The sequence below is a fragment of the Paenibacillus sp. GCM10028914 genome, assembly GCF_042666275.1.
In the GTDB taxonomy this organism is placed as follows: domain Bacteria; phylum Bacillota; class Bacilli; order Paenibacillales; family Paenibacillaceae; genus Paenibacillus_AQ.
In genome coordinates this window covers 51,151-75,125 of the sequence record NZ_JBHTFO010000004.1, presented here as the reverse complement: position 1 = coordinate 75,125, position 23,975 = coordinate 51,151, and the positions used below count along the sequence as shown (strand labels likewise).

Sequence of the window (23,975 nt, the reverse complement as noted above, 5' to 3'; positions counted from 1 at the left end):
AGCAAAAATAAAGGAGTTGCCCCTCAGTAGAAAAAAATCTACTTTGGGACAGCTCCTCCAATCGTTTAAAACTTTTTCTTGTAATAAGTAATGGCCAAAGCCAGTGCGAGTACAGATCCCTTCACAATGTCCATCGCATAATAAGGAACGGACAGCATGATCAGACCATTTTGCAATATACCGATCAGTACAGCCCCAACAAAAGTTCCAAGCGCATTCGGTTTACCTGCACCCAGAACGGAATATCCGATAAAGGCTGCCGCAACAGCATCCATCAAATAAGGTCCGCCGGAATTCACCTCTGCATTCATTACCCGCGCACCCAGTACAATACCGCCGATGGCTGCAAACAGTGCTGAAATCACATATGCCGCAAGCCGGTATTTGCTAACTGCAATGCCTGAGAGCTCAGCAGCTTCACGGTTTCCACCTATCATATACATATATCTTCCGTGCTTCGTATAGGTAAGAAACAAGTGAACGAGCACCACTACAAGCAGCATAATGATGATAATCCAAGGAACCTGTCCGATCTTCTCAAACACCGCCGGTATTTTTCCAGTGGCAAAATCGCCATTCGGCATAATCATGTTCTGCGAGACGGTAGCGCCCCGGGTATATGTAAGAGCAACTCCTTGAAAGATAAACATCGTTGCCAGTGTCATAAGCATATCCTGAATTTTGAAGTTGATCACGAGAAATGCGTTTATAAGTCCCACAGCAAGACAGAATACAAGTGTAATAACAACGCCTGCGCCAATATTCTGACCATGCCAGACGAACATAGAGATGACCAGCGCATTGGCAAGTGAAGCTGTAGAACCTACCGAAAGGTCGAACCCGCCAACAGCTAAAGAAACGGTAAGACCAACGGCAATAATAGTAACGATAGAGATCGAACGTAAAATATTAATAATATTGCCGCTACTCAAAAAATTATCATTTAGGATGCCAAATACCGCAATCAATACCACAACTGTAATAATCGTGCCGTATTTATATAGAAAATCAAATGCGCTGCGCGCCGGCTTCTCCTGTAAAGCTCTTGCTGTATTCATGTCAATCCGCCTCCTGTGCAGTACAACAATATCTCCTCTTCACTGCTGCCCTCTGTCTTCAGTTCCTTAATGACGCTGCCGTCATACATAACATAGACCCGATCGGAAATACCAACAATTTCGGACAATTCGCTGGATGCGTACAACACGCACTTGCCCCGCTGCGCCAGCTCCTCCACCAGTTCGAAAATATCCCGCTTGGCTCCCACGTCTACACCCTTGGTCGGTTCGTCAAAAATGTACACGTCGGCATCGACTAACAGCCATTTGCCGATGGCAACTTTCTGTTGATTGCCTCCAGACAGACTGCTTACCTTCGTTCGTTCATCAGGCGTTTTAATGCCCAGATTATCGATGATCATGGCCGAGGTACTCTTTTCTTTCGCAGGACTAAGCCAAGATCCCCATCTGCAGAATCTTGATAACATCGCTGCCGTCAAATTAACCGCAACCGATTCTTCAACGAAGACACCTTCACGGCGACGCTCCTCTGGAACGAGCGCTATTCCTTGCCGAACTGCATCGTACGGCGATGAAATCCGAAGCGGCTTCCCCCGAAAACTCAGCTCACCTGATGATGTCTTTGAAGCGCCGAATAAAGCGCGACATAGCTCCGTCTTCCCGGCTCCAACCAGACCGGCAAGCCCCACAATTTCCCCTTCGCGAATATGTAGATTCACATCGTGAACCCTTCCACGGTCATTGATACTACGTGCCTCGAACAGTACCTCACCGATCTCGCTTTTCTTATAAGGGAATTGCTGCTCCAGCTTGGCATCCAGCATATGCTCCACAACCTGCGGCTGCTCTATGTTGATGATATGATCACTCGCTACCCGTTTCCCATCACGCAAGATCGTAATTTCATCACAGATCTCATACAATTCAGGAAGTCTATGCGATATGAATATCACTCCAACACCATCCCCCTTTAGCTGCCTCACAATGGAGAAGAGCTGCTCGGTTTCGCTATGACTAAGTGGCGCTGTCGGCTCATCCAATACAAGAATACGACATTGCTTCGAGATCGACCTAGCGATAAGCACCATCTGCTTCTCGGCTAGCGTCAGTTCCTGAATTAACTTACGCGTAGAAATATGGATGTTCATCCGGTCTAGGATTGCTTGTGCCTCCTGATGAAGTTCCTTCCACTGGATTACTTGACGCTTGCCCATATCATGAACCATCCGGTCTAACATAATATTCTCGGCAACACTCAGATTGTGAATGAGTGCTGTATCTACCTCTTGATACACAACTTGAATACCAAGATCCTTAGCGTCTTTAGGTGAAGCAATCGTAACCTTGTGATCTTCAAGCCAAATCTCGCCCTCGAAGTGATCATAGGCTCCCGCAAGAATTTTCATCAGAGTGGATTTTCCCGCTCCATTTGCCCCGATTAGGGCATGAGTGCTACCAGCCTTCAGTTCAAAATCAACTTCACTTAAAGCTTTCACGCCTGGAAAAGAGATCGAAATCTGTTTCATCCGAAGCAATGGAGCGGCGTGGTCTGCCGTCACGGATGCATGTGCTGTAGTTGAGACTGCCAATGAAGACCACCTTCCCTTTCAAAAAAATAGGACGCCCTTATCAATGAACAAGATAAGAGCGCCTGCGGCATATTATTTACCGTTAGCTTGCTTCAAGGCTTTCATCCAATCCTCTTCAAAGTCGGCACTTGTACCCCAGCCCGGAATAATATTGCTAAGATTCACCATGTTCACCGCTTCACTGGATTTCTCAAGGCTTGCGCGATCAATAAGTGTCGCTTCCAGATTGTGTGTGGCAGGCGTTTCCTCACCCGCAATTTTCTTGGCCAAAAGTCTAACGTTTACTGCACCAATCATCTTCGGATCTACCGCAGCGGTAGCGACCCATGGACTGCCATCTTTCTGCATAATCTCTAGATCGGAATTGGATACATCAATACCATAGATCTTGATTTCGGTCCGGTTCGCCTCGATCAGAGCTCTCGCAGCACCAATAGCGAAGGCATCCCAGCTGGCATAAATCGCGTCGATTTCACCTTTCGGATGTTTAGTCAGCATGGCAGCTACAGCATTCTGTGTATCTACCGAAGTGTCTGCGCTAGCTACACCGAAACGTTCAATTTCTTTAATACCCGGGTTGTTCTTCAGTGTTTCCTGATACACCGCATTACGGCGAACCATCGGTGGGAACCCGTCTACCCATAGATAAACGATATTAGCCTCTGTACCTTGCTCCTCTACCATTTTGTCGAGGGCAAACTTCGCGAGTGCCTCGTCATCCTGAGAAGTCAGGGTTACACCTTTAATGTCGGCAAGCTCTGGAACGGAGTCAAAAGCGACAACCGGTATTCCCTTCTCTGTCAGCTTCTTCACATCTTCAACTGTAGCTGGATCATCACCGTGTGAAAGAATCACGCCGTCATAACCATTATTCATAGCCTGAGCGATAGCATCGTGGAATTTAGCACTGTCACCATTCGCGGAGAATGTATCTACTTTGAAGCCTAACGCTTCGCCCTCCTGTTTCGCTCCCGCCAAGAACTGCGCAGTATGATCATCGCCGCCGATTTTACGGATGGCCATCAATTTGATTTCGTCCTTCTCGGCAATACCTGCTGGCAAGTTATCTACTTGAGCCTTCCCACTTTCCTTGCCGGACTGAGCGCAACCAGTCGCCAGAATGACAACAGACAGCAGCAAGCTAGTTAGCTTGTACCACGATTTACTCCCCTTCATTTCTCTTCCCCCCAAAATATGTATGTCGATTTATTACAAGTAATCCTATCGGATTTATCAGGGGGAGTCAATAGATTTATAGAATTACTTCAAGCCAATTCCCATCGTTTCCATCCAAGCCCGCGCTATCAGCGCATGACCAGCTGGTGAAGGATGCACACCGTCCGGAGCCCAGTAAGCAGGCTCGCGGCGTGCAGCTGCGGCTGCAAATAATCCATCAAGGGGTACAAGTAAGGCGTCAAATTCTGCTGCAAGCTCTCTTACCGCGATGATCTTCGGATCCAGATCCTCACGCCAAGCCTTACGGTCCTCTGGATAAGGCAATACGAATGGCTCAAGAAGGATCAGCTTGGCATCGAGTGTTTCCTTTGTCTGCTTCAACAACTCCCGATAACCTGCTTTGAATGCTTCCGTGCTCGTTGGATCTTTTGCATCATCATAACGACGCCAGCAATCATTAATCCCGATGTATACAGATACCCAGGTTGGTTTTAGATCGAGACAATCCTCTTGCCATCTTGCCCGCAAATCTTTAACACGGTTTCCGCTGATTCCGCGGTTTAAAAATGTAATATTCATCTCTGGATGGTTCATACCTACCAAACCCGCGGTCAATAGCGGATACCCTGTACCCAGATCATTCGGGTTCATCCGGTCTCTTCCAGCATCCGTAATACTATCTCCTTGAAAAAGGACGATATCATCTTTACGCAGTCTCATTATATCTATTCCTCCTGCACATCTTTTTTTGGGACTATATATCAACATTCGCCGCTAACAACGGTTTACAAATACTATCTAATCATCCCCACATTATTTGTCAATATATTTCTTTACTAATTATTCTTCATTCCCCTCCCTCTTCCTTCGACAACCTTTTGACTACAAAAACCAGGATTGCACTCATAATGATGTAAAATATGATTTTTGCTGGAACACTATATGGAGAAACTAGAATACCGATCAAGAAAAATAGATTAAATATAACATATAGAATTTTACTTCCCATAAAAGTCCTCCTCATCCAGTCCCCCTTAAGTATATCACCCCAACAACGGCTTACTGAACTACGTGACGCATCCACTTGAGATGAAGTCTATCTTAACGCTGCTGCAACAAAAAAAGAGTTCTCCTCCCAGATGTCTAGTAAATCTAGAAGAAGAACTCTTACTATATATATGAATTTATGCTGAAGTACTTACTGGCTGGGCAACCCAGTGTCCTTTAGACACTTCGACCAGCTCTGAATGCTCTAAATTATATTTATCCTCACCCGTACGTTCTTCCATTAGGACACGCTTTTTCTTCGATTCCACTTTCGGATCTGGAACTGGAATAGCGGACAATAATGATTTGGTGTAATCATGCTGCGGGTTCGAGTACAGTTCTTCGCTTTCTGCCAGTTCTACGATTTTCCCCATATACATGACGGCTACACGATCACTGATATGCTTGACCATGGAAAGATCATGGGCAATGAACAGATACGTCAAACCTAGACGGTGCTGAAGCTCTTCTAACAGCTTAACGATCTGTGATTGTATCGAAACATCGAGTGCCGACAACGGCTCATCACAGACGATGAATTTCGGCTCTACCGCAAGCGCACGTGCAATACCGATACGCTGACGCTGTCCACCCGAGAACTCATGCGGGTATCTGAGCGCAAATGCCGGGTCGAGCCCTACCATATCCAGAAGCTCCTCTACCCTTTTTCTACGTTCTTGCTTGCTTCCTGACAACTTGTGCACATCCAGTGCTTCACCGATAATATCCAGTACTTTAAGCCGAGGATTCAGCGATGCATATGGATCTTGAAAGATCATCTGCATATGTTGCCGCATCTTCTTCATCTCGGATGTAGTCAGGCGGTTTACCGCCATGCCCTTATAAAGCACTTCTCCTCCGGTCGGTTGATGCAGACGGAGTATAGCTCTTCCCGTTGTCGATTTACCACAGCCCGATTCACCTACAACGCCGAGTGTTTCACCCGCATTAATATGAAAACTAATATCGTTAACAGCTTTCAGCACCTTGCCTTTACCCATATCAAAATATTGCTTCAACGACTTCACTTCAAGCAGCGGGCGCTCAAGGTCCGATCCCGTAAGGATAAGTGGCGCCGGCTTCGGCTTCTTCTTCTCATCCAGACGAGGTAGTGCATTCAGCAGCTTGAGTGTATAAGGATGCTGGGGATTCTCAAAAATCTCCTCCGTCGTTCCAGTCTCAACGATCAATCCATCCTTCATAACCGCAACACGGTCACACATTCCGGCGACAACACCGAGATCATGCGTAATTAAGATGATCGATGTACCAAAGCGCTCCTGCATATTCTTCATCAAGTTTAAGATTTGAGCCTGAATCGTGACATCAAGCGCAGTTGTAGGCTCGTCCGCAATAAGTAAGGCAGGTCGACAAGCTAAAGCGATCCCGATCATAACCCGCTGACGCATACCACCCGAGAACTCATGTGGGTATTGATTGTAACGCGCTTCACTATTCGGAATACCAACTAGCTTCAACATGTCGAGTGCTTGTTTCTTCGCTTCCTTATGTGAGAGCTTGTGGTGTTTGATTAAACTTTCAGAGATTTGTTCACCAATCTTTATGGTCGGATTTAGGGAAGTCATCGGATCCTGAAAGATCATTCCCATATCCCGTCCGCGGATGCTCTCCATTTCTTTCTCGGTCTTATCCGCGAGGTTCTCTCCCAGGAAAATGACCTCTCCATCTTTCATAAAAGAAGGTGGTGAAGGTAGCAGTTTCATGATTGAACGTGCTGTAACACTCTTACCACTTCCGGATTCACCAACGATTCCAAGGGTCTCCCCTTTGTTCAACTCAAAACTGACTCCACGAACTGCATGAAATTCCGAGTCCCGTGATTGAAAGGATACGCTCAGGTTTTTCACTTGTAGTATCGGTTCCATATAACTTCGCCTGCCTTATCCTATATAAATCAGTTAACAACGTTAATATCTTAATCTATTGACAATTAAAATGCGCTAAAATAAAATATACTATATCACTCGGAATAATGCAATTTCATAAGAAGGAGGCACGACACCTTATGGGGGGGACAGAAGCAGCTGGTACGAACCAGTTAGCGAACTCGATTAGCACGATTTACAGAAAGATCCTTCTGAATCCTTCATATAAATATTTTCTTCTATTATTAGGAGCGCCTGTGAACCTAGTGGTGTTCCTTATTTATATGGTTCAGAGTAAAAAGGATGCTTACTCTACGCACAGGACAAAGATAGAAGCTGAACTTCTCGCATCAGGTTATCGAGATAAGTTGTTAACAGACAATAAAGAACAGCTTCTACGAAAACATGCTTTCTTTAATCAGAAAGTGAGCGAGGATAAGTTGAAACGCGAGGCTGAATCGATGACAGGGACTCAGTTCCGGGAAGCTGTCGACGAACAGACCCGCAAGGAACTGCAGTTAAAAGGAATAACCCGGCTCACCTTTGCCGACACATTCGCCTCACTCATTAAGCAACCTGTTTTCTTAGCTTTATCCGTAATACCTGGATTATTAATGTACATCCTTATCTTTTTATATAGCAGACCTTATCTGAAATATATATTCGAACGCATTGTTATGAGCGTCTTTGTCATATTCGGCGTAGCCGTTCTGGTCTTCACGATTCTGCACTTATCCCCATTCAATCCGGCCGCAAATATACTGGGAGAAACGGCGACGAATGAGCAGATTGCAGCCTTTAATCAGCTGCACGGACTGGATCAGCCTTATCTGACCCAATTGTGGAACAACATCAAAGGAATTGCTACCTTCGATCTTGGTAAATCATTTGCCGGTAATGAGGAAATTACCGCTTCAATTGCAAGAAAGTTTCCGATTACGCTGACGTTAACCGTGATTTCGCTCATTCTGGCTTTAATCATCGCCATACCGGTTGGTATTATTTCAGCTACTAAACCGAACTCATTCTTTGATTATACATTTATGTTTATTGCTCTACTAGGGTTGTCAATTCCGAACTTTTGGCAAGGGCTTATATTCATACTTAACTTCTCGATCAAGCTGCAGTGGCTGCCTGCTACCTTCAATCCGCAGAATTGGCTCTCCATCATCATGCCGGTCATTGTGCTGGGTACAGGGCTTACAGCTGCCGTCGCAAGAATGACTCGTTCCTCAACACTAGAGGTTATTAATGAAGATTATATTATTACCGCTAGAGCGAAAGGACTGAGTAAGCGCCAAATACTGCGTAAACACGCGGTTCGTAACGCACTTATTCCGATCATTACGGTCATCGGTCTTCAATTCGGCGGTATGCTCGGCGGATCTGCAGTAACTGAGAAAGTATTTAATATCAGCGGTATCGGGAGCTATATCGTAGACAAGCAATTCATCCCCGATATTCCAGCAATTATGGGCGGTGTCGTCTACACGGCAATTACGATCTCTCTTGTGAATGTCATTATTGATATTTTATACGCGTTCTTTGATCCAAGGATCAGATCCAAGATGAAACAATACTAAAGCAGGTGTATTCATGATCAAGAATCTACTTAATAAGCAGCAAACCCAGCACCAGCTGAAATCTTTGCAAGAATATAGCCAAGCCAGCTTCACAGCTGTCGTCTCTCTGACATTAACCGTGATCCTGCTACTGAACAGCTTTGATTTCACTGGAAAGACGCTTAAGCCGTTTGTTTTCACAGCTTTTGTCGCCTACGCTTTGTTTACGATATTACAGATCGTCATCACTCTCTTAGTTCGCAAGGATCTGCTTCGTGATGGGCACATTCGCAGCGGCACCCGGGCGCTAGGCTATGTACAGCTGCTTAGTATTGTTACGGGTAATATCTTTATCGTGACATTTGCGTTCAATCTGATTAAGAAAAAGAAGTCTACCGAATATACGATTGCTGTATATATGCTCCTGACTTCGTTGTTTGTCATTGCTCTGTCCGCACTCAACATGTTTAAGCCATATGTCGCTGATACGTTTCTCATTGGGATGGCAATTCTTCTAATCGTTGCTGTCTTCCATCTCATAGCACTTCTGCTTGTTGCCAAATATGTCGATCGGCATACAGCGCATCCAAAGCTGATCTGGCTGGCGCTTCCGCTCATTCTTACCGTAGCAACAGGAAATATATTTGCGCTGGTGCTTGGTATGAACTTGCTCTCCAAGATCCGCAAGCACGGGAACCCTGCAGTTACACGCTGGGCAGATGTATGGGTACGGATTACCAGTAACACAACCGCGATGCTCGGTTTATTCTTTATCATCTTTCTGTTCGCTGTATCTGTGTGCAGCCTACTGACATTTGAATACGGATTTGCTGTAGACAACAATTACTCGGCGATTTTACAGCCTCCAAGCCTTGAATATCCACTAGGGACCGACAACTTTGGTAGAGATTTATTCTCTAGAATCGTATTCGGTGCTCGCATTTCCCTTATCGTCGGTTTCATGTCCACGATTATTCCTCTCGTAATCGGTGGAATTCTCGGTGCGATTTCGGGTTATTATGGTCGCCATACCGACAACATTATCATGCGTCTATTGGATGTGCTGTACGCAATTCCCGGTATTCTACTCGCCATTGCGATTATCGCCGCTTTCGGCGCGAATACAGTGAACCTGATTCTGGCGCTCAGTGTCGGTGCGATTCCGACCTATGCCAGAACAATGAGAGCCAATGTGCTGCTCGTGTCCACCTTCGAATATGTGGATGCCGCTAGAGCCTTTGGGTCGAGTAACTTGTCTATCATTTTCAAGCATATTGTTCCAAACTCGCTTGCTCCAATGATCGTCAAATCCACTTTGACCATCGGGGGAGCCGTTATTTCCACGAGCAGCTTAAGCTATCTGGGACTGGGTGTTGAGCCTCATATTCCGGAATGGGGAAATATTCTGAAGATTGGCAGCACCTATCTCGAAACGAATTCGTACCTGGCGATTTATCCGGGACTTGCCATTATTGCATTGGTATTGTCCTTCAACTTCCTAGGTGATGGATTGCGGGATGCACTCGATCCCAAGATGGATTAATCACTTTATGCATTATATTTTCACCACATAAAATTGATCAGGAGGACCACATCATGAAGAAAAGATCGATCTTGCTGTTGCTGCTCGCGCTAGTTATGGTGATCAGTGGTTGCACCGTCAAAACAAAAGACGAAGCTGGTAATGCACCAACTGAACCCGCAGGTGAACAATCTGCAAATCCATCAGCTGTAACGATTGAACTGCTAGGTATGAGTTCAAATGAAGCGGATATCAACATCATCCGTGACCAACTTACTAAAAATGGCTTCAACGTGAAGCTGAATTTACAACCAGACTACGGCAGTTACAAGGCACAACAAGATGCCGGTAACTACGATGTTGCCTTGACTAGCTGGACGACTGTAACAGGTAACCCGGACTATGCGGTACGTTCTCTGTTCAAGACTGGCGGAGATTATAGCATCATGTCCGATGAGGAAGTCGATAAACTGATTGATCAGGCGGCTACTCAATCATCAGATGATGCCAAAGAAACTTACACGCAGCTGGAACAGCGCCTCGTAACCGACAAGGCTTACATTGCACCGCTGTACATCTCGCTGAAAAGCCAAGCTTTAAACAAGGACATTCTTGATGAGAATTCCGTTCGTTTGTCCAAATCCCGCTCCCTTCCTTGGGAAGCCATTGATTTCAAAGATCAATCCAAGCGTGATTCAGAACCGCTGATTTTGGCCCAAGCGACTTCAACACTGACATCGCTTGATCCTATCAAAGGTAACGATGGATCTATCAATATTATTAATACGAACATGAATGTTCGTCTGATTAACCTGACCGATGATGACAAGATTACTTCAGAAGGATCTCTGTCATACAATCACAGCATTGCTGAAGGTAACTCGGAGTACTATTTCATTCTTAGAGACGACATCAACTTCGCTCAAGTAAAAGACAAACTCGCTGTAGATTCCGGTGAACGTGTCGGTGCAGATGACGTGGTATTCTCTTTGAACCGTGCTAAAGATAAGGACTCCGTTCCAGATCACCGTACGTATACACTGCACGAGCACATCAAAGATGTAGAAGTAGTTAAGGATCTAGGCGCACTTGATGCCGTTAAAGTATCCGGAAGCGACGAGACAGTAAGACAAGCGCTGGAAGCAGGGCTAGATACGCCAATCTCCTCTCTCGTAACAGATAAAAACCAAGCAAGCACGAAAGATGGTAAGTATCAGGTCATCAAATTGACCACAACAGAGCCTTTCCCACAGGTACTGAATTATCTGGCTCACCAATCTGCAGGTATCGTATCCAAGAAACAGGTTGAGAGCATCAACACTTATGATGTAGCTACATTTGACGTGAACAAAGATATTCCTTACGGGGATCAGAACACCGTAACCGAAGGCGACAACTACAACAACACGCTGTTTGCAAGCGGTCCTTACATTCTGTCTTACAAGAACGATTATGAAGCTGTATTCTATAAAAACCCAGGTTACATGAAGGGAACAGAGAATGAGCCTAAGATCAACCAAGTAAAAGTACGCTTCATCAAAGATGCTGACAGTACCCTGTCCGCTTTGCGCAGTAACGAGATTCATTTGTACTATGGCGTTCCAGAAACCAAGTACGATGTCGTTAAAGGCGACAGCAAGCTTAAATTGCAAACAATCGAGAGCAACGCGGTTTCTTACCTGCTCTTCAACACCAAGAACCGCGATGTAGCGAAGAGTGAAGATCTGAGAAAAGCCGTTCTCTATTCCATTAATCAGGACGAAATCCTGGCTTACTATAACGGCAACAAGATTAAAGCATTCTCCACCGTCAGCCCGCTGGTTAAGACTGGCAATGAACTGACAGCCGACTCGGCGAAGGTAAAGGAATTCTTGGCTAAATATCAAGAAGCTTCAAAATAACAAATTAGATTAATACGAGGCCTCCTCAGTCAACTGACTAAAGGAGGCCTCTTTACTGTTTATATACAGAGAGTTTAACAACTCTCTCCCTTATAGCTTAGACACCAGTAAAGACCACTTTACCACTCTTGATCGTCTGACGAACAATAACGTTCCTTCCCCGAACATCAAACAGTACAAGATCTGCGGCTTTACCCACATTAAACTCACCGAGATCAGAGCATCTGGTAAACTGGGCGGGACGAAGAGATGCCATTTCCCAAGCCTGTCTCAGATCCGTTAGTCCGCTATCAATTAGTTTTCCAATGCCCCATGTCAGCATTTGGGCAGAACCGGCCAGTAGCTCTGGTTGCTCAGCTACGCAAAGCCTTCCTTCATTCGTGAGCAAGACCCTTCCCCCGATATGCATGTCGTAGATGCCAGCGGGCTTGCCGCATAATGATACGGCATCACTTACTAACATTAGACGCTCTCCCTTAGAGCGCAAAGCAACCTTAATAAAGGAATCTGGCAGATGAAATCCGTCTGCAATAATACAAGCATGCAGGCTATCCTCTGCAAGCTGTTCCCATAAATAATTCGGATGTCGCGGCAGCATCAGATGCGCTCCATTACCGAGATGCGTAGACATGCTCGCTCCGGCTTTCACCGCTTCCTGAATCTGCTGTGGCGTGGCAGCTGTATGCCCAATAGACACAATCACACCGCTGTCCACGCAGCGTTCAATAAAGTACGGCGCTTCCTTCCACTCCGGAGAAATTGTTATGATGGAGATCCTGCCGCCTGCTGCTTCCTGCCACCGCTGAAACAACTCCCACTTCGGTGCTCTTACATACTGCCGAGCATGTGCACCTCGGGGGCCATCCTCTGCCGTAATGAAAGGTCCTTCCAGATGGATTCCAATAACGCTCTCATCCACCCTCTTATACTGATCACAAGTTTCGGCTATTGTCCTTACCGCATCCTCAATCGCTTGATCACCATTCGTAATGATCGTCGGACAATACGCTGTTACACCTTCCCGCCAGAGCTGTTCTGTCACTTCATTAACCAGCTGAGTGGACAAGGGCAGCGTATTAAAATCCATACCACCATATCCATTGATCTGTAGATCAATCAGTCCAGGGCCAATAAAAGGCAGGCTTTCTCGATCTAGCGGATCATACGATTTCATACCAACGATTCGATCTCCGCTAATACTCAGTTCAACGGGTACTCCACTTTCATAATGAATCCCTCTGACAGTCCAAGAGTCGCCTTGGTTCATGGTTCTCCCTCTCCATAAGCTGCTACATCCGTGTAGAGTGTACAGTCCCCGTGTTTCCGTAGAATTGTAGAAGGACATGAAGTAGAAATATCATCCCTAAGCGTCCGCTTCACAGCTTCCTTCTTAGTCACTCCAGGGACCATGCAGAATAGTCTCTTCCCGCTCATCAGCGCAGGGATTGTCAGTGTCAGCGCATGTGAAGGAACAAGCTCTATCGAGCCGAAGCACCCATCATTCACCTGCTGCTGCCGGCATACCTCATCCAGTTCCACGGTCTTCATCCATGCAGGATCGTTAAAATCAGCAACGGGAGGGTCGTTAAAAGCGATATGCCCATTCTCTCCAATCCCCATGCAGACGATATCAATCTTCGCTTCAGCAACAAGCTCTCCATAACGCCGGCTCTCCTCCTCGGGTATATTGGAGCTTTGGATGAGATGAACTTTTCCAGGATGAACTTTATCGAACAACCGCTCCTTCAGAAACTGCCCGAATCTCTGAGGCGCTTGCTCATGAAGTCCGATATATTCATCCATATGAAATACCGTGACACGGGACCAGTCCAGATCCTTCTCCCCTACTAACGTCTCCAGAAATTCATTCTGTGATGGAGCTGCTGCAAATATCATCCGTACATGCTCTTGCTTATCCAGCAGCGATCTCATATGTGCGGCACAATCCAGACCAGCAGCTCTGCCAAGCGCCGAACGGTTCGCATACACCTGAACCTTCAGCTGATCAACCATCTCATCCACTACAGCCGGTAGACTCATCATAATCTCCTCCGTGTCTCAGATATTCTCTATCACGCTTGCATTAATCCTTGTTTAGGATTAATTATTTTCTATAAAATACTATAGGGTCTTTGGAAAGTCAATCATCACTGTTACAATAACTTTATGCAGCTTTATCCCAATATTGCAAAAGAGGTTATGAAATGACGAAAGGAACCGCCGTATTGCGGCAGCAGAATGAGAAGCGTGTTCTGGCTTTTTTGCGAAAAGAACGCATCAGTTCACGGCTGGACATTGCCCGTAAACTTACCATCAGTAAGAATACGGTGTCACTGATCGTAGAAAAATTTATTAAACAGCAGATCATCCAGGAAGTGGGCACTAACGAGGCAACTGCAGCAGGACGTCCCAAAATAAAAATAACCATCATTCCGAACGCTCTTAAATCCATCGGAATTCTTATTCAGCACAATCAAGCTTATCTTGTGGTTACCGATTATTACTCCCAGGTTATCGAATCGGAACGCTTCACTCTGAACACCGCCGAGCCGGAGCAGTGTCTGAAGGAGATCGGACAAAGAGCCGCAGAACTGATGAGAATACACCCCGAGACGATTGGTGTCGGTGTAGGACTTCCAGGCATCGTCGATCCGGTTACAGGATTTGTGTATTATTCCTCACATTTGGGCTGGAGCAACGTGGATGCAAACAGTATTCTATCTTCCCATATATCACTGCCGCTCCGGGTTATGAACAGCGTTAAAGCGAGCGCGCTCGCCACTTTGCAGCAATTAGACGAAGAGACTGCTCCTTCTACATTCTATATCCGGATTGACGAGGGCGTGGGAGGTGCTTTCCTTATCTCGGACAAGCTGTATTTTGGTGGCACATGGACAGCAGGTGAGGTGGGTCACTTAATGATTGATCCTGCAGGCCCTCTCTGCCAATGCGGACGAAGAGGATGCCTTGAAGCTTTCATACGGACGAAAACCGTAGACCTCCGTCTACAGCAGGAGGAACAAGAGACTGTTTACAGGGATATTGGTCAGTATTTAAGCACTGCTCTCACTCACATTATTCATCTCTGTAATCCGAAGCAGATCGTCATCGACAGCCCATATGGTGAGAATGCGCTGTTCAAACAGGTTACCATTGAAACAACCCAAGCAAATACGCTCCGATTCCCTGCCCAGCATACAGATATCTTATTCGTCCGGAATCAGGAAAATCCAGCTGTCGGCGCCGCACTATCCGTCATTCAGGAGTATGAAGCCGAATAGACAAGCAAATGAGCTCTCCACGGAACCATCCTTAAGAGAGCTCATTCTATGAGAACCAAGCGAGAAAGACATCGTTTATACACCAATAAAGTGAAGCAAGCCCTCCAAGATTCATCATCTCGAGGGCCTGATTTCATATTTATAAAGAATCGAATTTCAAATATGTCCTCTGTCCCTTTCTCCGACTAAGGACTAACCATCAACAACGGCTCCCACGTCAGTCCCTCTCCCGTAAGTTTCTTCCGGGCTTCAGAAATCCGCTGAAGTGTTTCTTCTCGTTGGGATTCCAGTGCTTGGCTGGTTTCAAGAATCAGCTGGTTTACATTTGTCTTGGTGCTGTTAGCCATATTTGCAATCTCTTTTTTCCTTGCCGCATTGTTATTCGCTAGTGCTGTAGTCTGCTGCTTATACAAGGCATCATATTGTTTTTGAGCCTGTGCCTTAGATATTTTCCCTGAACGATATTTCCACATCGGACTGTTGAGATACGTAGCGCTAGAAGCATTCCGAAGTTTCCACATGTAACTGTTCAAGTACGTTTCACTCACATTATTTTTCATTTTCCAAGCAGCGCTGTTCAAATAGGTGGGAGAAATGGTCTTGTTATACTTCCACATGTAGCTGTTCAAATACGTCTCGCTTAGCTCTTTATCCAGTTTCCACATCTTGCTGTTCAGATATGTTCGGCTTGCCTCTTTAGTATACTTCCACATCGGGCTATTGAGATAAGTAGGACTGATGAAATTCTTATAGTCTCTCAACTTGTTCGCCATATCACGATTATCACCGAACAGCCTCTCCATCTCGTCTAAGTCAGCCTTCAACTTTTCATTCCACTGCTCCTGATCTGCAAGGACCTTGCTCTCCAATGCATCAAGCGCCGCTTGGCTTGTATCATATAACTGCTTGTAGTTCTTGTCGATCTGTTGCTGGTATGTTTTATAATCGCTAACCGTTTTCTTGTTATACGTTTTATACTTGTTCCACACCTGATTGATCCACTTCTGATCTGTAGCTGCTTCCACAGTAGGAAGAGGAATTAATGCGGTAAAAGCAATGAAAAATGCACATGCCACAAGAAAAAACTTATATAAAGTTTCTTTTTTCATTAGAATAATGCCCCCTTTTTCAATATTAGAAAATCACGCATATTCTACCTGTAATTGAACTTACTTCCAATAGCGAATAACCGAATTCATACTTTCGTACTAACAAAATGACTCCTCAGACTACCACGTGTCATTTCCTAGGGAATAATCACGCACCATGAATACGTAAAAGGGCATATCCCTAAGGTCGTTTGACCTGGAATATGCCCTTTGCAACATGACAATTAATCGTGCGCTACAACCGATTCTTTAGGAAGAATACAATCCGACATCGAGAGTACCTTCACTGCCCCTGGAGATGCAGGAATAAACGCCGTCTCACCTGAGTGCCGTGATTTAAAAGATACGGTTTTAGGCTTCCCAGGGATAAGATCAAAGAAGTTATCACTGAAAATCCCCTCGACCTCTGTCGACAACCATACCTGACGAGCAAACAATTTGCTCTCCACCGTAAAGACCGTACCACCACTTCCTTCGACTTCCGTTACCGTAATATCTGGATTCTGAAATTGAAGTTCCTTATCATGTACGAAATAATGCTGTTTACTATCCACAATTTCTTCCTCAAGCTTCAGTTCGGCATGGAGGACAACCGAAGAAGGATCATGCGCACCAAGGAGCTCAGTTAATTCCGTCTTATATACAACAAGAGCAGCCTGTGGCTCGGCATGAACCAATACGGATCTTGCTTGAAGCTCTTTACCTTCGAAGTTGAACAGCTGAAGAAGCAGTTCTCCTCTAACCGGTTCAGACACATCAGATATTAAGTGAACGGATACCTTCTCTTCTTTCTGTTCAATCGCTAGAGAAATATCGCGGAAGCTCCGCTTGGCAACATATTGCATCGCCTTCCAACGCCCTAAATAATCAATCCCTGCCCAGGAAGCAACTGGCCAGCAGTCGTTCATCTGCCAATATAGGGTGCCCATGCAATACGGTTTATTCCGACGATGCGCTTCAATTGCTGTCTTCATCGCTTCCGCTTGCAGCATTTGGCTCATATACAAGAACGATATGAAATCCTTTGGTTCATTCATATACTGGTCCATATAGTTCTTGATCAGGCGGTTGCCTGCACCATTCTTCTGATGGGCCAGCATAACCTTGGATTCCAGCTCCATGTCACTCTCTTCAGCATACGTTCTTACCGTCTTCGGTTCCGGAAACGATTGAAAACCGTATTCACTCATAAAGCGACCGACATGTACGTTGTAGTTATCAAACGGCTCTGTGTTATGCCAAACTCCCCAATAGTGGATATCTCCCGTTGTTGTAAGTGAAGTCGCATGCTGATTTATATCTTCGCTAATGGATACGATTGGTGAAGACGGCCAGTAATCAGCACCAGGCGCACAGCTATTAACGGCTGCCGGCAAAATATCGTGGAAAATCTTCTTGTAATCCGCCCATATCTTCTCGCGGATCTCATGACTGTAATCCTTCTTCCATCCCCAGCCTGCATGCTCGTTGTAGTGGGCCCATGCGGAGTCAATTTCATTATTTCCACACCATAACACAATGCTTGGATGATTACGCAGCCTGCTCACATTCTCTTCTGCCTCGAGCCGGACGTTTTCGAGAAACGCCTCATCGCCAGGGTACATACTGCAAGCAAACATAAAGTCCTGCCAGACCATAAGCCCATACTCATCACACAGATCATAAAATACTTTATCTTCATAGATGCCGCCACCCCAAACGCGCAGCATGTTCATATTGGATTCCGCGGCGGACGCAATCTCATGACGATAGCGTTCGTCTGTTACATCGGTCAAGAAACTGTCATTCGGAATATGATTTGCTCCCTTAGCGAATACAGGTGTCCCGTTTAATTCTATGTAGAAGGAAGAGCCCCGTTGATCCGCCTTCTGAACAAGCCGCACACTCCGCAGTCCGGTACGAACCGCCGCATCCGCTATTGTGCGCTCTCCCGCTCTAATCTCTGCACGGAAATCATAGAGGTTCGGATCGCCAAGACCCCGACACCACCATAGCTTCGGCTCCTTTATATCCAGAGCAAGCTCTATGGTGTTAACACCACGAACGAACTGTACCTCAGACTTCCACTCTTGTCCTGCCGCAGTGATGGCGAGGGTTCCATCGATGGATTCATCCGATTCTACAGTTACAACAGCTGTAACTCGGGCAGACGATGCAGTTACTTGATCCTGACGGATAAACAGATCCCGGATCTCTAACTCAGACCATGCTTCAATTCGGCACTCACGCCATATTCCGCTCGTTACAAAGCGCGGTCCCCAATCCCAGCCGTAATGATATGGAGCTTTACGTGCAAATATACTAACCCGTTTCTCCCCGAGTCCGCCTAGTTCAGATTGGTCATTGGATGCTGGTAGCGCATATCCTAACTTCTCTAGCTTTGGCAGGTCCTCTTGGATCGGGGAACGAAATACGATTCGAATTTTGTTGCTGCCTCGAACGATGATATCCTTTATCTCAATCCTCCAAGAACGGAACATATTGTCTGCTGACAGAACAGCTTTTCCATTCACGTATACATCCGCATACGTGTCCAATCCGTCAAATACAAGCTCTATATGAGACTTTGCCATCAGTTCATCCGAAACCTCAAAGCTAGTTTCGTATTCCCAGTCTTTCTTATCGATCCACTGCAGATCATGCTCATTTGTTCCATAGAAAGGATCCGGGATCACACCGTTCCTCAGCAAATCTGTATGTACGCATCCCGGTACCTGGGCAGGCAGCCATTCGTGTTCATCACAAGCTTTAAATGTCCAGTTACCTAGTAATTGTGGGTTCATATTTGTCTCCTTGAGGTTTATTAATGTTGCTCTCTATTACCTACACGATCCTGCAAACAGCATACTAACAAACTCATAACTATCAACAAAGTTATCATAATATTATTATCTATTCAATAACAAAATGCTTATATTTTATTCACAATACAAATATTATGCTGACCTGCCCGTTCATATATCGAAAAAAAAGAACAGAGCTTTCCCTAAGGGTCTGCTCTGTTCTTACCATTCTCTTTATAGATCTATGCCAATCTTGTTATACTGCTTGTTATTCAGCTCGATCACAGCTGTATCTTGCTCATTAGCAAGCCAGATATCGTATTGTTTATCAATGAGCCGATTCATTATATCCTCCTGAACCTCAGCGATCGGGTAGTACCCTTCATCTCTGCGCTCCAGGCCTTCTAATAAAGCGAACCCGCCTTCGATCGTGATCACATCGCTAATCTCTCCCGGTTCCAGCTGTTTAGCCGCCTCCAGCAGCTCTGCTGCGTACCTATGATCTCCACGTTCTGAGGATTCATCAAATACTTGCTCCGAAAGCTCTACCTTTCCCTTATTACTGCCCACAGCAAGCTCCAGCGAACGAAGGCGCTCAGCCTCAAGCTTAACCTGCTTTACAGTGCTCCAAGCTTTCTCTTTAACTTTCGGTGTTTCCTCTACAACCAGCTTCATCGTCCGGATATATGGTGGTTTTTTATAGAGGGAATTCTTATGTTCATAATAATAGGCATTCATCTCGTTAGGAGAAAGGTCAAGCTCGGACTTAGCCAGCTCCTCCTTGAGACCAATCACCATGTTATTTATGGTGTATTGATAGAATTCCTCTTCACCATAGCTTTGGGGACCATAGATGACCTGTCCATTCTTCAGGGCCTGCTGTCTCCGTTCATTCTCCTTCTTCAATAAGTTAAGGAACCCTGAATAGGAGATATCTTTTTCCTCTATAATACCTGCCTTGACAGCAGCGATCTGCTGTAGCTTTATGCTAATAACTCGATCCAGCGCTCTCTTGCGAATAATATCTGTAGGCGTGATACCGTTATAGCTAGTGGTCCAGAAATCTTGATCGTATTCAGCCCCATAAGTCGTCTGGAATTCATGAATAACGCCCACTCGTTCAAGCGACATGGCTGCTTCAAACTCCTGCTCAGATACACCATTGCCGTTCACCGATACTACATATTGTTTTGCCATAGCATTATTAATAATCTGAAATCCTACTACAGCAAAACAAAGAGTCGTCACACCCACAAGCAAAGTTATCATGAATTTCCTGGTTAGAAGTATCGCCCTCATAACAGCCTCTCCTTACGGCGAGGTCGCGCTGTATACCTCAGCCTCCACATAGTGATTCCAAATGTTCGTATTGCTTCCGTTTGACCAAAATCTAACGTACCTGGCTTGTACAGGATTAAAGGTAATCTCTTTACCAGCAGCTGTCTCCGAATATTCAGCATCCGTGCCCGCTCCCTGTCCGGCACTGTTATTGTCATCGTTGTTAAATACCGTTGTTACGCCGCTTGAGAAATCAGCGGTGTTAGACAATTGGACGATAACATCTTTATATTTTCGGCCATCGAAGTAATGCCACAGCTTCACCCGATCCACTTGATAAGAAGCGCCAAGGTCTATTTTCATCCACTGTAATCCGGAATCCAACCCTGCGAACAGATCCTTATTACTCGCTAATCCATCTGTTGCATAAGAGGAATTATTGACGAAGCTCCCCGAAGTCACTGGCTTTCCAAGCGCTACGTTTGTCGGGACACTGACGTTTGCCTGATGCTCGTACACACCCCGATCCGGATTTCCGTAGTAAAGCGGATTCCCCCAGAAATCTTTGCCGCCATTGTTCGGAACACTGACACCGCTGTTGAGAGCCGGGGATGTATTTTTTAACTGATACCCTGCCAGTGTGTTTATTCCAATCTGCCCCGTTCCCGGATTCACGAACTGAGGGTCCGCAGTAATTTTGTTCGGGTCATTTGGCGTACTGGCATAATTGCCGAAGAAAATATTATTGTTATACGTATAATTGGCTCCCCAACCACTTGTAGAAGTCGTCCCTTGATTGTAGAAGATATTATTCTTAAATGATGCCGTTCCGCTGTTCGTATTAAATACGTTGGCTTTGAGACCGCTTTTTGTATAGAACACATTGTTGTACACGCTCGCATTAATCGGATTTGTAGCGGTGATCAGATAGTTCTTATCGTTCTGACTAATATTGTATCGATATATGGCATCTCTGGAATATTCCGTACCATAACTGATGAAGAGCATTGCTCCACCTTCGTTGTCATGGCTGTAATTGTATTGGAAGATGATCCGGTTCGTCCGCGCATCTGCATCCCAGGCCATGCCGTCCCTTGTGTCCTTGCCATTAAACGCCTCATTATATTGGAACACCGCATCATCTGCCGAATAGGCCCACATTCCTGCATTATAACTCACGTTATTATTTCTCAGGTTAAAGCCATCGATTGTGTTGTATTCAATCAGGGGAGACTGTACCCCTTGGAGGACCATACCGTCTCCACCGATATTTGTTAAGTAGTTGTTGCGAATAACAACATTTGTACTTCCGGTCCATGGACCAGCTCCTCCAGTCTCTCCAGTCCGGTTAGCCCAAGATGTCCACGTAAGCGTAATCCCTTCCCGGTCAAGATCCCGGATTGTTGAATTTTCAATGAGAACATCATTAAATTTGGTAATGGTGCTGCTTCCCGTAATTTGAAAGAACATGCCGCCTGTATCCTTAGCCGTGTTATTGTTGGTATGCGGGATGTTAGGCCATACGTCATGAATGACCAAATTGCGGAAATGCAGATGATTCACCGTTCCGTAGTCCTCCGCATGCACGTATATCCCTCTTCTAGTAAAAGAATCCGAATAATTCGCAGAGATGTCGAGGTTGCTGATCTCCCAGTATTCCTGATTGAACAGATACAGTGTCTGTTTGGCCGTAGGACTACCGGTAAAAGCTGGCTTGCTCCCTGTTCCATACATATCAATCTTGATTGGTTTTCCGCTAGCTCCAGATCCCTTTGGCCACAGCTCTCCGCTCCACACACCACCAGCTTTAAATAGAATGCTGTCCCCTGGCGTAAACGTTGTGCTGTTAACCTTTGTAAGGGTCTTCCATGCTGTTTCTGGACTTAAGCCGTCATTCGCATCGTTCCCGCCTACCGAGTCCACATAGTAAGCGCTGTCATTTGCAAGCACGGTTGCTGCTTTTTCCGATAATGCCCCTGCTACCATAATACATAACATAATCACCACCATCTTTAAGCCCTTGGCAACTTCTTTTCGTTTCATTCATCTGCCTCCTATATATTTTGATACGCAAAAGCGCCTCTATCTTAATAGAATCTGTTCTTTGGCTGACTTTGAACATTTCCTGTTAATAATAAGAGACGCGTTTTGCGGTAAAACCTAATTCCTCGTGCTTATGCTCTATTCAATTCCGGCTTCTTTCGCCTGAGCGTTTACTTCTTCAATCATTTTATCAAGCCCTTTGGACTTATACCCATTTACAATCTCATTCCATACTTGCTCAACCGGTTCTTTACTCAGCATCACCTTTAAAAGATCGTCATGATCCAACACGCTGAACTTATCCTTAGTTGGTGTAGACATATAAGTCAGTCGGATATCATAATCTGGCACTTTAGAGTTTTTAGTACTCCAATCAATGAAATCCACAGCTTCTTGTCTAATCTCTTTATTGGCAATCGTTGGGCTATCCATGTCGTAAGCAGCCGAAGTATTATAAGTAACCAGATTTACCATGAGATTTTTAGCTGGATATTTCTCGTTTAGATTTTCTTCGTGTAGAGGAACCTTCTTATCCCCTTCCACTTTGTAATCTTCACCTTCGATACCGTATGTGAGCAATTCAAGACCTTCTTCGGAAAGGACATAGTCATAAATTCTCATAATACGGTCAAGCTTCTTGTCGTCGATCTTTGCATTAAAGTAGCTTTCTGACCAGTATGTCTTAAATACAGGGTGATAACGCTCACCATCTAGACCTTTTAACGGTTTCAATACTTTTACATTCTCAGTGAAATCTACATCTGGATAAGCAGTCTTCCAACGTTTTTCGTAAATGTTCTGATCGACGCCCGTAAATCCGCCACCCATTAATAGCGCTGCTGATTTACCAGATACAAACTTGTCATATGCGGTATCTGGCTTCGTCAAAGCGATATCTGGGTCTACCAGTCTGTTATCAAACATCTCTCTCATATTTTCGAGAGCAGGGAGTGCATTCTTACTGAATACAGCTGGAACAAATTGTCCGTCTTCTTTAATCCATTTGAAGTCACTGCCACTACCATCGCTCGTTGCTGCAGCATTGCCGTACAGCCAGAAGAATCCGCCAAGCATTTTTGTAGTCGAGGATGTCAGGCCCGTTACTTTCTTGCCCTCAGGATCTTGATCTACAATAGCTTGAAGCATCGCTTTAAATTCATCCCATGTTTCAGGTTCTTTCGTAATACCTGCTTTTTGCGCAAGATCCCATCTGTACAATACAGGACGGTCAAGTACACTCCACTGAACCGTAGGGAACATACGTCTTGGAACGTTATAGAACTTGCCATCTTCACTTAGTCCTTTAATATCAGGTGTCTCAAAATATTCAGCCAAGTTCGGGTAAGCTGACATATCCTCTGGGAGCGCTTTAACAATGCCCTGATTTACCCAGTTTCTATAGTACTGTGTTCCGATTGCATCGGTTGCAAACACATCCGGAAGCTGACCGGAAGCTGCCCACATTTGATATTTCTGTACATAGTCATCCCATGTAACGTTTACTGGTTTCAGTGTGACATTGAATTTCTTCATCAAATCCTGAAAAATTTTATCTTGTTCAAACTTAGAGGCAACATTGTCAATATCCCAAAATGCTACCGAAATTTCGAGGTGATCCTTAAACGGATCATCACTAGCTGTGTTGGTTGTGCTAGTTCCTCCATCGCTGTTGTTGCCTTCATTTGTTGCTTCCTTAGTACCGCATCCAGCGAACAATCCAGCGATCATCACAAGAACGATCGTTAGCATGCTGAATTTGCGTAGCTTTTGCATATAAAA

The 23,975-nt window shown here is 45.2% G+C and carries 17 protein-coding genes; 4 read left to right on the top strand and 13 right to left on the bottom strand.

Translation table 11 applies throughout. The annotated features are described in order from the left end of the window. Window positions 1-65 precede the first annotated feature (65 nt). The 6 genes from ACFQV5_RS03015 to ACFQV5_RS02990 form a co-directional block, all read right to left on the bottom strand. The gene (locus ACFQV5_RS03015; protein ID WP_379243517.1) at window positions 66-1,058 is read right to left on the bottom strand and encodes an ABC transporter permease; all 993 of its coding nucleotides are present in this window, start codon (window positions 1,056-1,058) and stop codon (window positions 66-68) included. Continuing rightward, on the bottom strand, window positions 1,055-2,545 hold the full coding sequence (locus ACFQV5_RS03010; RefSeq protein WP_379243944.1) for a sugar ABC transporter ATP-binding protein: 1,491 nt from the start codon (window positions 2,543-2,545) through the stop codon (window positions 1,055-1,057). The genes ACFQV5_RS03015 and ACFQV5_RS03010 overlap by 4 nt, the downstream gene beginning before the upstream one ends. A 135-nt stretch (window positions 2,546-2,680) precedes the next feature. Further along, on the bottom strand, window positions 2,681-3,784 hold the full coding sequence (locus ACFQV5_RS03005; protein WP_379243515.1) for a sugar ABC transporter substrate-binding protein: 1,104 nt from the start codon (window positions 3,782-3,784) through the stop codon (window positions 2,681-2,683). Between the two features lie 84 nt (window positions 3,785-3,868). After that, a complete protein-coding gene (locus ACFQV5_RS03000; RefSeq protein WP_379243513.1) occupies window positions 3,869-4,504 on the bottom strand; it encodes an SGNH/GDSL hydrolase family protein in 636 nt (211 codons plus the stop codon). A gap of 127 nt (window positions 4,505-4,631) precedes the next feature. Further along, on the bottom strand, window positions 4,632-4,793 hold the full coding sequence (locus ACFQV5_RS02995; RefSeq protein WP_379243511.1) for a hypothetical protein: 162 nt from the start codon (window positions 4,791-4,793) through the stop codon (window positions 4,632-4,634). A gap of 175 nt (window positions 4,794-4,968) precedes the next feature. Continuing rightward, complete coding sequence (locus ACFQV5_RS02990) at window positions 4,969-6,717, bottom strand: ABC transporter ATP-binding protein (RefSeq protein ID WP_379243509.1); 1,749 nt, start codon at window positions 6,715-6,717, stop codon at window positions 4,969-4,971. Window positions 6,718-6,857: 140 nt separating this feature from the next. Between ACFQV5_RS02990 and ACFQV5_RS02985 the strand changes: the two genes are divergently transcribed. The 3 genes from ACFQV5_RS02985 to ACFQV5_RS02975 are packed head-to-tail and all read left to right on the top strand — an operon-like array spanning window position 6,858 to window position 11,702. Further along, complete coding sequence (locus tag ACFQV5_RS02985; protein WP_379243507.1) at window positions 6,858-8,300, top strand: ABC transporter permease; 1,443 nt, start codon at window positions 6,858-6,860, stop codon at window positions 8,298-8,300. Between the two features lie 13 nt (window positions 8,301-8,313). Then, a complete protein-coding gene (locus ACFQV5_RS02980) occupies window positions 8,314-9,822 on the top strand; it encodes an ABC transporter permease (protein WP_379243505.1) in 1,509 nt (502 codons plus the stop codon). 53 nt (window positions 9,823-9,875) lie between these two features. Further along, the gene (locus ACFQV5_RS02975; RefSeq protein ID WP_379243503.1) at window positions 9,876-11,702 is read left to right on the top strand and encodes an ABC transporter substrate-binding protein; all 1,827 of its coding nucleotides are present in this window, start codon (window positions 9,876-9,878) and stop codon (window positions 11,700-11,702) included. A gap of 97 nt (window positions 11,703-11,799) precedes the next feature. On the opposite strand, the gene ACFQV5_RS02970 is transcribed toward ACFQV5_RS02975, so the two are convergent. Next, window positions 11,800-12,969 (bottom strand): N-acetylglucosamine-6-phosphate deacetylase, encoded by a 1,170-nt coding sequence (locus ACFQV5_RS02970; RefSeq protein ID WP_379243501.1) that lies wholly within the window; start codon window positions 12,967-12,969, stop codon window positions 11,800-11,802. Further along, window positions 12,966-13,745, bottom strand: a complete 780-nt coding sequence (locus ACFQV5_RS02965) for a glucosamine-6-phosphate deaminase (RefSeq protein ID WP_379243499.1) — start codon at window positions 13,743-13,745, stop codon at window positions 12,966-12,968. The genes ACFQV5_RS02970 and ACFQV5_RS02965 overlap by 4 nt, the downstream gene beginning before the upstream one ends. A 161-nt stretch (window positions 13,746-13,906) precedes the next feature. Between ACFQV5_RS02965 and ACFQV5_RS02960 the strand changes: the two genes are divergently transcribed. Next, complete coding sequence (locus ACFQV5_RS02960; RefSeq protein WP_379243497.1) at window positions 13,907-14,983, top strand: ROK family protein; 1,077 nt, start codon at window positions 13,907-13,909, stop codon at window positions 14,981-14,983. 185 nt (window positions 14,984-15,168) lie between these two features. Here ACFQV5_RS02960 and ACFQV5_RS02955 read toward each other — a convergent pair whose 3' ends face one another. From ACFQV5_RS02955 to ACFQV5_RS02935, 5 genes are all read right to left on the bottom strand, one after another. Next, window positions 15,169-16,092: a hypothetical protein gene (locus ACFQV5_RS02955; protein WP_379243495.1), complete on the bottom strand. Its 924-nt coding sequence runs from the start codon at window positions 16,090-16,092 to the stop codon at window positions 15,169-15,171. Between the two features lie 224 nt (window positions 16,093-16,316). After that, a complete protein-coding gene (locus tag ACFQV5_RS02950) occupies window positions 16,317-18,875 on the bottom strand; it encodes a beta-mannosidase (RefSeq protein WP_379243493.1) in 2,559 nt (852 codons plus the stop codon). 234 nt (window positions 18,876-19,109) lie between these two features. Continuing rightward, window positions 19,110-20,144 carry a peptidylprolyl isomerase gene (locus tag ACFQV5_RS02945; protein ID WP_379243491.1) on the bottom strand — a complete coding sequence of 345 codons (1,035 nt, stop codon included), beginning with the start codon at window positions 20,142-20,144 and terminating at the stop codon, window positions 19,110-19,112. Window positions 20,145-20,186: 42 nt separating this feature from the next. Continuing rightward, window positions 20,187-22,196: a galactose-binding domain-containing protein gene (locus tag ACFQV5_RS02940; RefSeq protein ID WP_379243489.1), complete on the bottom strand. Its 2,010-nt coding sequence runs from the start codon at window positions 22,194-22,196 to the stop codon at window positions 20,187-20,189. Window positions 22,197-22,334: 138 nt separating this feature from the next. After that, on the bottom strand, window positions 22,335-23,969 hold the full coding sequence (locus tag ACFQV5_RS02935; RefSeq protein WP_379243487.1) for an extracellular solute-binding protein: 1,635 nt from the start codon (window positions 23,967-23,969) through the stop codon (window positions 22,335-22,337). Window positions 23,970-23,975 lie beyond the last annotated feature (6 nt).